The 12,971-nt window shown below is 69.3% G+C and carries 11 protein-coding genes; 8 read left to right on the top strand and 3 right to left on the bottom strand.

What is annotated here, in order from left to right; genetic code table 11:
- Positions 1–7: 7 nt before the first annotated feature.
- Positions 8–1,195 carry a class I SAM-dependent methyltransferase gene (locus H4F98_RS12195; RefSeq protein WP_343064766.1) on the bottom strand — a complete coding sequence of 396 codons (1,188 nt, stop codon included), beginning with the start codon at positions 1,193–1,195 and terminating at the stop codon, positions 8–10.
- Between the two features lie 99 nt (positions 1,196–1,294).
- Between H4F98_RS12195 and H4F98_RS12190 the strand changes: the two genes are divergently transcribed.
- The gene (locus H4F98_RS12190) at positions 1,295–2,047 is read left to right on the top strand and encodes a pteridine reductase (RefSeq protein WP_182688052.1); all 753 of its coding nucleotides are present in this window, start codon (positions 1,295–1,297) and stop codon (positions 2,045–2,047) included.
- Between the two features lie 3 nt (positions 2,048–2,050).
- Here H4F98_RS12190 and fmt read toward each other — a convergent pair whose 3' ends face one another.
- Both fmt and def read right to left on the bottom strand, forming a co-directional pair.
- Positions 2,051–2,974: a methionyl-tRNA formyltransferase gene (gene fmt, locus H4F98_RS12185; protein ID WP_182688050.1), complete on the bottom strand. Its 924-nt coding sequence runs from the start codon at positions 2,972–2,974 to the stop codon at positions 2,051–2,053.
- Between the two features lie 181 nt (positions 2,975–3,155).
- Entirely contained in the window at positions 3,156–3,671 is a 516-nt protein-coding gene (gene def, locus H4F98_RS12180) for a peptide deformylase (RefSeq protein ID WP_182688048.1), read from the bottom strand.
- Positions 3,672–3,845: 174 nt separating this feature from the next.
- Between def and H4F98_RS12175 the strand changes: the two genes are divergently transcribed.
- From H4F98_RS12175 to H4F98_RS12145, 7 genes are all read left to right on the top strand, one after another.
- The gene (locus H4F98_RS12175) at positions 3,846–4,994 is read left to right on the top strand and encodes a LysM peptidoglycan-binding domain-containing protein (RefSeq protein WP_182688046.1); all 1,149 of its coding nucleotides are present in this window, start codon (positions 3,846–3,848) and stop codon (positions 4,992–4,994) included.
- Positions 4,995–5,100: 106 nt separating this feature from the next.
- Positions 5,101–6,273 (top strand): DNA-processing protein DprA, encoded by a 1,173-nt coding sequence (dprA, locus tag H4F98_RS12170; RefSeq protein ID WP_425487604.1) that lies wholly within the window; start codon positions 5,101–5,103, stop codon positions 6,271–6,273.
- Between the two features lie 90 nt (positions 6,274–6,363).
- Entirely contained in the window at positions 6,364–6,852 is a 489-nt protein-coding gene (locus H4F98_RS12165) for a DUF494 family protein (RefSeq protein ID WP_182688042.1), read from the top strand.
- A gap of 177 nt (positions 6,853–7,029) precedes the next feature.
- Positions 7,030–7,758, top strand: coding sequence for a GYF domain-containing protein (locus H4F98_RS12160; protein ID WP_182688040.1), 729 nt, complete (start codon positions 7,030–7,032; stop codon positions 7,756–7,758).
- 90 nt (positions 7,759–7,848) lie between these two features.
- On the top strand, positions 7,849–8,811 hold the full coding sequence (locus H4F98_RS12155; RefSeq protein ID WP_182688038.1) for an RDD family protein: 963 nt from the start codon (positions 7,849–7,851) through the stop codon (positions 8,809–8,811).
- A 209-nt stretch (positions 8,812–9,020) separates the two neighbouring features.
- On the top strand, positions 9,021–11,498 hold the full coding sequence (locus H4F98_RS12150; RefSeq protein WP_182688036.1) for a DNA topoisomerase I: 2,478 nt from the start codon (positions 9,021–9,023) through the stop codon (positions 11,496–11,498).
- A gap of 269 nt (positions 11,499–11,767) precedes the next feature.
- Positions 11,768–12,943, top strand: coding sequence for a lytic polysaccharide monooxygenase auxiliary activity family 9 protein (locus H4F98_RS12145; protein ID WP_182688035.1), 1,176 nt, complete (start codon positions 11,768–11,770; stop codon positions 12,941–12,943).
- Positions 12,944–12,971 lie beyond the last annotated feature (28 nt).

Below are 12,971 nucleotides of genomic sequence, written 5' to 3'. Positions count from 1 at the left end.
CGGCGGCTCACAGACGGAAGCTCAGGTCGCCGGCAAGGAAGGCAGCGCCGAACTCGACCTCCTTCTCGAAGCCCATCACCTGGAAACGCTCGCCCATCGCGCTGGGCAAGGTGAGCTTCTTCACCTCTTCGGTGCGGCGCAGGCGCTCGCCCTCGTCGGCGATGCGTTCGATTCGCTCCAGCACGCCGGCCATGCCATTGCCCATCAGGAAGCTGGCCTGCGAGCAGTAGCCGGTGAAGTCGAAGCCGGCGCCCACCCCGGCCTCGGCCAGGGCGGTGAAGTCGACCGAGGCGGTGATGTCCTGCAGGCCCGGCCAGCGCAGCGGGTCGGCGTGCACGTGCTGCCGGTAGAAGGCGCGCAGGGTGCCGTCGTCGCGCTCGGGCAGGTAGTACTCCGCACGCGGATAGCCATAGTCGACGAAAAGCATCGCGCCGCGCTTCATGCCGCCGGAGACCGCCTGGATCCAGTACGGCAGCTGCGGCAACAGCTCGGACCGGTAGCCATCGGCGAAGCGGCGCTCCAGGCGTTGCTCCAGGTGGCGCACGGCATTGGCGAGGAAGCCGTCGGCCGGCCGGCTGATCCGCGCGAAGCCTTCGCCGTCGATCACGACGTGCTCTTCGTGGACTTCGCCGTCGACGATGCCGAAACGCGGCGTCGGCAGCGCGTCGATCACCTCGTTGGCGAACAGCACGCCCTGCCAGTCGTGCGGGAAGGGGCCGTCGAGCCACTCGACCAGGTCGAACAGCGGCGGCGGCAGCCGCTGGCGCAGGCGATCGCGCTGGCGTGCACGCAGGTCCGCACTGGGCTCGAGGATGGCGTAGCGGTCCGGCAGGGCGTCGAGTTCGGTCAGGCGCTTGAGCGCGACCTCGGCGAAGGCCCCGGTGCCGCCTCCCAACTCCAGGAACAAGGCCTCCGGCCCGATCTGCTGCAGCACCGGGGCCAACGCCTCGGCCACGCAGGCCGCGAACACCGGCCCCAGCTCCGGAGCGGTGACGAAGTCGCCGCCCTCGCCGAACTTGTCGGCGCCGGCGCTGTAGTACCCCAGTCCCGGTGCGTACAGCGCCAGTTCCATGAAACGCGAGAAGGGGATGGCGGCGCCTTCGGCGGCCTGGATCTCGGCACGCAGGTGGGCGGCCAGGCGGGCGCTGTGGGCCAGCGCGCCGGCATCGGGTTCGGGGAGGGTGGATCGGGTCACGGGCAGGCCTGGGCGCGGGGCGGCGCGGTGTAAAAACGTCGGCGTTCAGGATAGCCTGACTGGCCCACGCCGCATTGCGCGCCGCTGAACATGGACCGCATGAGCCGCCACGAACGCCCCGTCGCCCTCGTCACCGGCGCCGCCCGCCGCATCGGCGCGGCCATCGTCCGCTGCCTGCATGCCGCCGGGCACGACATCGCCCTGCACTACCGGGGCTCGGAGACCGAGGCGCTGGCGTTGCGCGCCGAGCTCGATGCGACCCGGCCCGGCAGCGTGCTGGCGCTGCAGGCCGACCTGGCCGATTTCGACCGCCTGCCGGAGCTGGTGGCGCAAACGGTGGGCCACTTCGGCCGTCTCGATGCGCTGGTCAACAACGCCTCGGCGTTCGCGCCCTCGCCCATCGGCACGACCACGCCGGCCCAGTGGGACCTGTTGTTCGCCAGCAACGCGCGCGCGCCTTTCTTCCTGTCCCAGGCCGCGGCCCCCCACCTGCGGCAGGCGGGCGGTGCGATCGTCAACCTGGCCGATATATACGCCGAACGCCCCCTGCACGAACACACGGTGTACTGCATGGCCAAGGCCGCGCTCCTGGCGATGACGCGGTCGCTGGCGCTCGAGCTGGGGCCCGGAGTGCGCGTCAATGCCGTCTCGCCGGGCGCGATCCTCTGGCCCGAGGGCGAGGGCGGCGACAGCTGCACCGACAAGCAGGCCGCGATGCTGGCGCGCACGCCGATGGCGCGGACGGGGACGGCGGATGAAGTCGCCGAGGCCGTGCGCTGGCTGCTGGTGGACGCGACCTACAGCACCGGTCAAATCATCCACCTCGACGGCGGGCGCCTGCTCGCCGGATGAACGTCAGGCGCCGGCCTTCAGGTCCTGACGCGCATTGAGGAAGTCAGCGGCAGTGATCGCCTTGCCGCCTTCGCGTTGCAGCACGCGGATGCGCAGCACGCCCTCGCCACAGGCCACGTCCAGGCCCTCGCGGCCGGCACGCAGCAGCTCGCCCGGGCGCGCTTCGTGCACCTCGTCGAGCGCCACCACGCCATGCAGGCGCAGGCGTTCGCCAGCCAGCCGCGCTTCAGCCACCGGCCACGGATTGAACGCGCGCACCGTGTCGGCGAGCACCGCGGCCGGACGCGACCAGTCCAGCTTCGCCTCGGCCTTGTCGAGCTTGTGCGCATAGGTCACGCCCGCCTCCGGCTGCGGCGTGGGCACCGGCCGGATGCCCGCGCGCAGCAGGCCCAGGCCGTCGCCGAGCACCTGCGCGCCGAGCTGGGACAGGCGATCGTGGAGTTGCCCGCCGGTCTCGGCGGCACCGATCGCGATCGACTGCGACAGCAGGACCGGACCGGTATCGAGGCCCTTCTCCATCTTCATCAGGCACACGCCGGTCTCGCCGTCGCCGGCCTGGATGGCACGCTGGATGGGGGCGGCACCGCGCCAGCGCGGCAGCAACGACGCGTGCACGTTCCAGCAGCCTTCGACGGGAATGTCGAGCACCGACTGCGGCAGGATCAGGCCGTAGGCCACCACCACCATCAGGTCGGGCGCGAGCGCCCGCAGCTCGGCTTTCGCCTGCGCGCTGCGGAAGTTTTCCGGCTGCAGGACGGGGATGCCCAGTTCCTGCGCCGCCTGCTTGACCGGCGAGGGCGCCAGCCCGCGGCCGCGCCCGGCCGGCCGGTCGGGCTGGGTGTAGACCGCCACCACCTCGTTGTGCGCGGCCGCCTTGCGCAGGCAGGGCACGGCGAAGTCGGGGGTTCCGGCGAAAACGATTCTCATGGGCAGCGAGGAGGGAATGGGGATTGGGGATTGGGGAATAGAAGGGACATGGCGCAGGGTGCCGTCCCGCTTCTCCAGGATGCGTCATCGGCGCGCGAAGGCGTGCGCCCAGCGGAAAAATCAATCGACGGGACGGATCACGAAGCGACCCGTTCCCGACTCCCCATGCTCGATTCGCGGGCTACGCGGCGGCCTGGCGCCGGGCCTTGGCGAGCTTCTTGCGCACCATCTCGCGCTTGAGCGGCGACAGGTAGTCGACGAAGAGCTTGCCCAGCAGGTGGTCCATCTCGTGCTGGATGCACACCGCCAGCACGCCGTCGGCGTCCAGGCGCCGGGCCTGGCCTTCGCGGTCGAGGTATTCCACGGTGATGCGGTCGGCGCGGGTCACGTCGGCGAAGATCCCCGGCACCGACAGGCAGCCCTCCTGGTAGACCTGCTCGCCGTCGCGGGCGCTGATCTCCGGGTTGATGAACACGAGCGGCTGGTCGCGCTCCTCGCTGACGTCGATCACCATGAAGCGCTTGTGCACGTCGACCTGGCTGGCGGCCAGGCCGATGCCGGGGGCTTCGTACATGGTCTCGAACATGTCGTCGAGCAGGGTCTGGAAGGCCGGATCGGCGATTTCCGCCGGATCGACCGGCGTCGCCACCGTGCGCAGGCGGGAATCGGGGAATTCTAGGATCGGAAGCAGGGCCATGGCTTGGAAAATGGGGGCGCCGGTCACAGGACGCAAGCAGGACGGCCATTGTAACGCCGATATTGGGGCCTCAAGGCTTGCAACGGCGCGCGCCATCTGGGCTATAGTGCCCGTGCCCCCGCCGTCAATGGCGCCCGCGGGCATTCTGTAAGGGGAATCAGGTAGATGGCTGCCATGTTTAAACCGATCCGTGCGGTAGTTGCCGCTGCGTTGTTCACCGTTGCCACGTACGGCCTCGCGGCCGAGATGCGCGGTGACCATCCCGATACCTACGTGGTCAAGCGCGGCGATACCCTCTGGGACATCGCCGGCAAGTTCCTGCAGAAGCCGTGGCTGTGGCCGGAAATCTGGCAGGCCAACCCGCAGATCGCCAACCCGCACCTGATCTACCCGGGCGACGTGATCTCGCTGGCCTACCTCAACCGCGTCGCGGTCGACCCGGGCCCGCGCGAGGAAGCGCCGATCAACGCCATTCCGCTGGCCGAGATCGAGCCGTTCCTCAAGAACCTGCGCGTCGTCGACAGCTTCGAGGAAATGCCCTACGTGGTCGGTCTCGAGGAAGACCGCCTGCGCGGCGCCGAAGGCCAGGTGGTGTACGCCAAGGGCCTGGTGGCCGCCCAGCCGGGCCAGCGCTACGCCGTCGTCCGCCCGACCGTCACCTACACCACGCTGGACCCGGAGCGCTGCTGCGGGATCAGCAACCGCCGGCCGATCGACCTGGATTACCGCGGCCACGACATCGCCGGCACCGAGAAGATGTGGAACCACATGACCCCGCCGGGCGGTGGGGACTTCCTCGGCCATGAGCTGATGCAGCAGACCGTCGCCACCGTGACCCGCGGCCCGGCCGGCCAATCCGACGTCACCACGCTGCTGGTCGACGACAAGGGCCGCGAGGTCCGCGCCGGCGACCGCCTGATCCCGGTCGAGGCGCAGCCCTACGACCTGCAGTTCATCCCGCACCCGCCGGCACAGAACCTTGCCTATGGCCAGGCCAAGGTGCTGGGCGTGGCCGACGCGGTCATCACCGGCGGCCCGCGCGACGTGGTCGCGCTGTCGGTCGGCTCGCTCGACGGCGTCGACAACGGCACGGTGTTCTCCACCTGGCGCGTCGGCAGCACCGCGGTGGATCGCGTGGCCGTGGGCAATGACCGCAGCCCCGACGCCGTCGGCGCCGGCTCCAAGGTCCGCCTGCCCGACGAGTACACGAGCCACCTGATGGTGTTCCGTACCTTCGACAAGGTCAGCTATGCGCTGGTCATGGATGGCATCCGACCGGTCCAGGTCGGCCAGGAGCTCAAGCATCCGGACGCCGCCTACTGATACCCGCCCAAGCTCGGGATCAGAAAAGTCCTACATGCATTTGCGACGGCGCCCGAGGGCGCCGTCGTCGTTTCCGGGCTAGGCTGGACGCCTGCCCAAGACCTGCCTGCCGATGATCACGGACGACCATCTGGCGCTGTTGCGCCTGCTTGCCTGCGGCGGCGCCAGCGCGCCCCGCCGCCGCCTGCTCGGGCACACGCGCACGCCTGTGGCGGCGCTGGAGGCCGGTCCCGCCACCTGGCGCGCCTGCGGCCTGGAGCCCGCCCAACTCGCGACCCTGCGCAGCTCCGCCTCGCCCCCGGGACGCATCCTCGACTGGCTCGCCGCCCCTGGCCACCACTTGCTGGGCTGGCACGAAGCCGACTACCCCTCCCTGCTCCGCCAGGTCGACAGCCCGCCGCTGGCGCTGTTCGTGGCGGGCGATCCGGACGCGCTCTGGCAACCGGCGGTCGCCGTCGTGGGTTCGCGTCGCCCCAGCCCGGGCGGTCTCGACAATGCGCGCGGCTTCGCCCGCGCGCTCGCGCGCTCGGGCCTGACGGTCACCAGCGGCATGGCCGCCGGCATCGATACCGTCGCGCACCAGGCCTGCCTCGCCCAGGGCGGCAGCACGATCGCCGTCCTGGGCACCGGGCCGGACGTCGCCTACCCGCCCGGGAACCTCGACCTGCATGCCGACCTGCTCGCGCGGGGCGTGGTGGTCAGCGAGTTCCCGCCGGGCACCGGTCCCCGGCCGGAACACTTCCCCCGTCGCAACCGGATCATCGCGGGGTTGACCCTGGGCACCCTGGTGATCGAGGCCGCGGCGCGTTCCGGGGCGCTCATCACCGCACGACTGGCTGCGGAGGCCGGGCGGGAGGTCTTCGCGGTGCCCGGTTCGGTCCACAACCCGATGGCCCGTGGCTGCCATCGGCTGATCGGCGAAGGCGCCACCCTGGTGCAGGACATCGACGACCTGACCGACGCCCTGGCACCGCTCGCCTTCCGCCTTGCGGACGACTTGCGTCGCCGCCTCGGCGCCCCCACATCCGGGGATCACGTCATCGGGGAAGGCCCACCCGCCGTCTCCGGTGGAGGTGCGCCCGGGAATAGTCTCAAGGAATCATGCGACGGCCCGGACCACAACACATTGTGGGAATCGCTTGGCCATGACCCCACGGATATGGATCAACTGGTCGAACGCAGCGGATTGACGGCTGCCCAAGTGTCCTCCATGCTGCTGGTCATGGAGCTTGAAGGACGCGTGACGTCGCAGCATGGCCGGTACTTCCGTCGCCACTGAACGGACACAGTCGGAACCGCCGCCGGGCCAGTCCATCGACCGGCGATTCCTCCTGAACCACCGCGCCGCATGCGGCGCAGGCCGAGGGAAATGAAAGAGAGCATCCTGGACGTCCTGCTGTACCTGTTCGAGCACTACTTCACCGAAGAATCGGACCTGGTCCGCGACCAGGAATCCCTGACCGGCGGCCCCCTGATCGAGGAACTCGGCCAGGCCGGTTTCAGTCCCGCCGAGATCAACAAGGCCTTCGAATGGCTCGATGCGCTGGCCCGCCAGCGCCCCGCCGCCAGCGTGGCCCGGCCCAACGGCCCGACCCGCGTCTTCGCCGCGCCCGAACTCGACCGCCTGGACACCGACTGCCGCGGCTTCCTGATGTTCCTGGAGCAGCACGGCATCCTCGACGCCGGCCAACGCGAGCTGGTGCTGGACCGCGCCATGGCCCTGGACCAGGACGAACTGGACCTCGACGACCTCAAGTGGGTCGTGCTGATGGTGCTGTTCAACCAGCCGGGCGCGGAAGCCGCCTACGCCTGGATGGAAACGCAGATCTTCGCCGACGAGCCCGAACCGGTGCACTGATCCCGTGTCCCGGGGCGGGGCGCCGTCCACCTCCTGCATTCAAAACAGCGCCGGCAGCCGGTATAAAGGCTGGCCGGCGCTTGCATATGCGGCGGCCATGAATCCAGGACGATCGGCCGCATGGCGCGGGGAGGCGCCAGGCGAGCAGGCAATGGCACGACAGGGGGACAGTGCGCGATGAACCAGTGGTACTTCCATGATGCCGCCCGCGGGCGGGTCGGTCCGATCGATGCCGACCAGCTGCGCGATGCCTGGCGCAAGCGCGAAGTCCAGGCCGACACGCTGGCCTGGCGAGCGGGCATGGCGGAATGGCAACCGCTATCGCGAATGGCGGCCGAACTGGGGCTGGACGCGATCGCGCCCGCCCCCCACCTGCCGCCCCCCCTTCCGCCCGGCGTACCTCCGGTCCATGCGCGACCGGCTGCCCATGCCGCCCCCGCGCCGCGCAAGGGCATGTCCGGCTGCGTGATCGCCCTGCTCGTGGCGGTCGCGCTGGCGATCCCTGTGCTGGGCATCCTGGCCGCCGTCGCCATTCCCGCGTACCAGGACTACACGCTGCGCGCGAAGGTGGCCCAGGGCGTCGCCGCCAGCCAGCTGCTGCAAGTCCGGATCGCTGACTTCCATGCCGCCACGGGCCGCTGCCCGGAGAACGGCGACGAGGGCTTCGAGGCGCCCGGGGCCTATGCCGGCGACCAGGTGGCCGAGGTCCGCATCGGCTCGGTGCGCAAGCTGCCCTGCGAGTACGAAATCCGGTTCGCGTCGGACGCGGCGCGCATCGATGGCCAGACGCTGCGCTTCGAAGGCATGCCCGACGAGGGTGGCGGGTTCGAATGGACGTGCACCGAAGGCAGCCTCGACGCCCGCTTCCGGCCGAGACACTGCCGGGCCCCGCTGGACGGCCCCTGACGCACCCCCGGGCACGGCCGCCGCGCTGAGCGGGCGCGCTGACGGGCCCACGCTTCCCGGAACACACGATCGACGAACAAGGAACATGCGATGACACAGTGGTACTACAGCGACGAGGAACGCAACCGCCAAGGCCCGATCGATGCATCGACACTCGCCGGACTGCACGCGAGCGGCCGGTTGGCGGCGGATGCGCTGGTCTGGCGCGAAGGCATGTCGCAATGGCAGCCGTGGCGCACGATGGCCGACGAGATCCTCGGGCCCGGCGCGACGGCTGCGGCGACGGAGACGGAGACGGCGACGGCGACGGCGACGGCAGCGACGGCAGCGACGGCAACGCCCACGGTGTCGGACGGCATGGACCCCTACAACAGCGCCCCGGCACCGCTCGCGTCGCCGTACGCCCCGCCCGCATCCACGCTGACCGACCTGGGCGGCTACCAGGGCGGCGGAGAGGTGGTCTACGCCGGATTCTGGAAGCGCGTCGCGGCGTACATGATCGACAGCTTCGCGGTCGGCGTGGTCAGCTGGATCGTGCAGATGGTGGTCATGGCGATGTTCTTCGGCGTCAGCGCAAGCGCCATGACGGGCGGCTCGGCCGGTCTCCTGGCGGGCGGCATGATGGGCATCCTGATCGGCATGGTCATCGTGCCCCTGGCGCTGCAGGCGGTGTACTTCGCCGCCTTCCACGCGTCCTCCAGGCAGGCGACGCTGGGCAAGATGGCGGTCGGTATCAAGGTCACCGACGACGATGGCCACCGGATCTCGTTCGCGCGCGGCGTCGGGCGCTACTTCGGCGTCGTGCTCGGCTCGCTGCTGCTCTACGTCGGCCTGATCATGGCGGCATTCACCGATCGCAAGCGCGCGCTGCACGACATCATGTGCAGCACGCTGGTGGTGGACCAGTGGGCCTTCACCGACCATCCCGAGCGTCAGCGACATGAACTGGGCACGGTGGCCACGGTGATCCTGGTGATCGGCGGGCTGCTGGTGCTCGCCTACGTCGCCCTGTTGGTCCTCATCGGGTTCATGGCGGCCATGGGCAACAGCTGAGCACGGCAACGGCGGGCCGGGCGCCTTCCCGACCCGCCCGGCCGGCGTGCCATCGCCCTTCCCTGACCGGTCGTGCTTGACAGCACCCCGGTCCGCGTGATTCCACTAATAATAAGGAATACCTCCCAAGCGCCCGCGGTCTTGCCGCGGGCGTCGCCTTCTTTGCTGTATATACGTGCGGGGCAATCGCCGCCCCGTGGAGTCACCGCATGGCCAAGAACCTCCTCATCGTCGAGTCGCCCGCCAAGGCCAAGACGATCAACAAGTACCTGGGCAAGGACTTCACGGTCCTCGCCTCCTATGGCCATGTCCGCGACCTGGTGCCCAAGGAGGGCGCCGTCGACCCCGACCACGACTTCGCGATGCGCTACGACCTGATCGAGAAGAACGAAAAGCACGTCGCCGCGATCGCCAAGGCCGCCAAGTCCGCCGACGCGCTCTACCTGGCGACCGACCCGGATCGCGAGGGCGAGGCGATCAGCTGGCACATCGCGGAGATCCTGGAAGAACGCGGCCTGCTCAAGGACAAGTCGCTGCAGCGGGTGGTCTTCACCGAGATCACGCCGCGCGCGATCAAGGAGGCGATGAACGAGCCGCGCGACATCTCCACCCCGATGGTCGACGCCCAGCAGGCGCGCCGGGCGCTGGACTACCTGGTCGGCTTCAACCTCTCGCCGGTATTGTGGCGCAAGATCCAGGCCGGCCTGTCGGCCGGGCGCGTGCAGTCGCCGGCGCTGCGGATGATCGTCGAGCGCGAGGAGGAGATCGAGGCGTTCAAGGCCCGCGAGTACTGGTCGGTCGAGGCCGAGTGCAAGCATCCCAAGCAGGACTTCACCGCCCGCCTGGTCAAGCTGGACGGCAAGAAGTTCGAGCAGTTCACCCTCACCGACGGGGCGTCCGCCGAATCCGCCCGCCAGCGGATCGTCGCGGCCGCCGGTGGCGCGCTGCAGGTCACCGACGTCAACTCCAAGGAGCGCAAGCGCCGTCCGGCGCCGCCCTTCACGACCTCCACCCTGCAGCAGGAAGCCTCGCGCAAGCTGGGCTTCACCACCAAGCGCACCATGCAGGTCGCGCAGAAGCTCTACGAGGGCGTGGCCATCGGCGACGAGGGCACCGTCGGCCTGATCAGCTACATGCGTACCGACTCGGTCAACCTGTCGATGGACGCGCTGGCGGAGCTGCGCGACGTGATCGCGCGAGACTTCGGCACCGGTGCCCTGCCCGACAAGCCCAACACCTACCAGACCAAGTCCAAGAACGCGCAGGAGGCGCACGAGGCGATCCGCCCGACCTCCGCGCTGCGCACGCCGGCCCAGGTGTCGCGCTACCTCGACGACGACCAGCGCCGCCTGTACGAGCTCATCTGGAAGCGCGCCGTCGCCTGCCAGATGATCCCGGCCAGGCTCAATACCGTCTCGGTCGACATGGCCGCCGGCAGCGAGCACAGCTTCCGCGTGTCGGGCACCACGGTGGTCGACCCGGGCTTCCTGGCCGTCTACGAGGAAGGCAAGGACAGCAAGGGCGCGAACGACGACGACGAGGGCCGCAAGCTGCCGGCGATGGTCCCCGGCGACCGCATCCCGCTCGACCGCATCCACGCCGACCAGCATTTCACCGAGCCGCCGCCGCGCTACTCGGAAGCCTCGCTGGTCAAGGCGCTCGAGGAGTACGGCATCGGCCGCCCCTCGACCTACGCCTCGATCATCGCCACCCTGATCTTCCGCAAGTACGTCGAGCTCGAAAGCCGGCGCTTCCGCCCCACCGACGTTGGCCGTGCGGTGAGCAAGTTCCTGTCCAACCATTTCCCGCGCTACGTCGACTACGACTTCACCGCGCGCATGGAAGACGAGCTGGACGCGATCAGCCGCGGCGAGGAGGAGTGGGTGCCGCTGATGGAGCGCTTCTGGGGGCCCTTCAAGCAGCTGGTCGACGAGAAGAAGGAATCGCTGGACAAGATAGACTCGGGCAGCGTGCGCGTGCTGGGCGACGACCCCGCCAGCGGCCGCCAGGTCAGCGCGCGCATCGGCAAGTACGGCCCGCTGGTGCAGATGGGCACCGTCGAGGACGAGGAGAAGCCCAGGTTCGCCTCCCTCCAGCCCGGGCAGAGCATCTATGCCATCAGCCTGGAGGAAGCGCTGGTGCTGTTCCAGATGCCGCGCGCCCTGGGCGAATCCAATGGCGAGGCCGTCAGTGTCGGCATTGGCCGCTTCGGGCCCTTCGCCAAGCGCGGCAGTACCTATGCCTCGCTGAAGAAGGAGGACGATCCCTTCAGCATCGATTTCGCCCGTGCCGTCGAGCTGATCGAAGAGAAGGAGGAAATCGCGCGCAACCGGATCATCCGCGAGTGGGAGGGCCATGACATCCAGGTGCTCAACGGGCGCTTCGGACCGTACATCAGCGACGGCAAGATGAACGGCAAGATCCCCAAGGACCGGGAACCGGCCTCGCTCAGCCTGGAAGAGGCCCTGAAGCTGCTCGAGGAGACCGGCAAGCCGGTGCGCAGCCGCTTCGCCAAGAAGGCCGCCAAGAAGGCACCGGCCAAGAAAGTGGCCAAGAAGGCAGCGGCCACCAAGGCACCGGCGAAGAAGGCCGCCAGGAAGGCGACGAAGAAGACGGCGAAAAAGACCGCCAAGAAAGCCGCCAAGAAGGCACCCACCAAGAAGGCCGCGGGCAAGACCGCAGGCTGACCGCCGCCCTCCCCGCCCGGGAAACGGCCACCTCCGGGTGGCCGCTTTCGTTGGCACCCTCGATGTCCGACCATGTCCACTTTGTCCGCTTTTTTTATGCAGGACAGCACAGGACATATCGACCGAATGCATAAGAGCGCGAAGAAGGCTCCAAAGCCACACCTGGCGAGGCCTTGTTCCGCCGGCGCGATCACAGCTCTTCATGACATCGTTGTCTACTCTGCCCGCCGGGGGATCCGGACCGGACATCCATTCAGAGGCACACCGTCATGAAGACACACCCGCACCTGCAGTGGGGCGCGATCGCCACCTGCCTGCTCCTGGGCGCCCTGCCCCTCGGCCGCGCCGAAGCCCACGGCACCATGGTCAAACCCGTCAGCCGCATCTATGCCTGCGCCCAGGGCAACCGCGAGAATCCCGCCGATCCAGCCTGCCGCGCGGCCTGGGAAGTCGCCGGGCCGCAGCTGTTCTACGACTGGATGGGCATCAACCAGGCCAATGCGAACGGCAACCACCAGGCGGTGGTACCCGACGGCAAGCTGTGCAGCGGCAACAACCCGACCTTCCGCGGCCTCGACCTGGTGCGCAGCGACTGGCAGGCCACCGACATCGCCCCGGAAGCCAACGGTCGCTACGAGTTCCTGTTCAAGGGCACGGCGCCGCACTCGACCCGGGAATGGGTGTTCTACGTGACACCGGAAGGCTGGAACCCGAACACCGCGCTGAAGTGGTCGGACCTGCAGGAGTTCTGCCGCATCGGCAACACGCCGCTGTCGGCCGACGGCAACTACCACCTGAGCTGCCAGCTCCCGCAGCGCAGCGGGCGCCACGTGATCTACAACACCTGGCAGCGCTCTGACTCCACGGAAGCCTTCTATACCTGCATGGACGTCAAGTTCGCCGGCGGCACCAACCCGCCACCGCCGCCGCAGTGGCAGGATGCCGGCGCGCTGGTCGCGCAGAATGCCCTGCCCGTCGGCACCCAGGTCTCGCTGCGCGTGTTCAATGCCGACGGCAGCGACGCCGAGCGGATCGACGTCGATATCGCCACCACCGCCCAGGGATCGACGACCGCCTGGCCGAAGCACGTCGGCGAGCAGGTCAATGCCCGCGCCAGCTTCGCCCGGATCGGCGTGCTCGCCAACGGCAGCATCACCCCGGTCGCCTCCGCCAGCGGCAACCACGTCTACCTGTCGGGGACCAGGCGTCGCCACCAGATCGACATCACCCTGCCCCAGGACCCGCCGCCGCCGGGCGAGTACGACTATGTCTATCCGGACGGGATCGGCCAGTACAAGCCGGGCGAGACCGTGGTCAAGGGCAGCGACGGCAAGCTCTATGCCTGTCGCCCGTTCCCCGAGGGAGGCTGGTGCAACATCAACAGCACCGCACACTACGCGCCCGGCACGGGCTCGAACTGGCGCGATGCCTGGGTCGAATTCTGACCCTCGACGCGACGACGGGCTCGCGCGC

This window comes from Marilutibacter spongiae (assembly GCF_014145325.1).
In the GTDB taxonomy this organism is placed as follows: domain Bacteria; phylum Pseudomonadota; class Gammaproteobacteria; order Xanthomonadales; family Xanthomonadaceae; genus Marilutibacter; species Marilutibacter spongiae.
The sequence above is the reverse complement of the archived record's forward strand: the minus strand, read 5'-3'. Positions and strand labels throughout refer to the sequence as shown.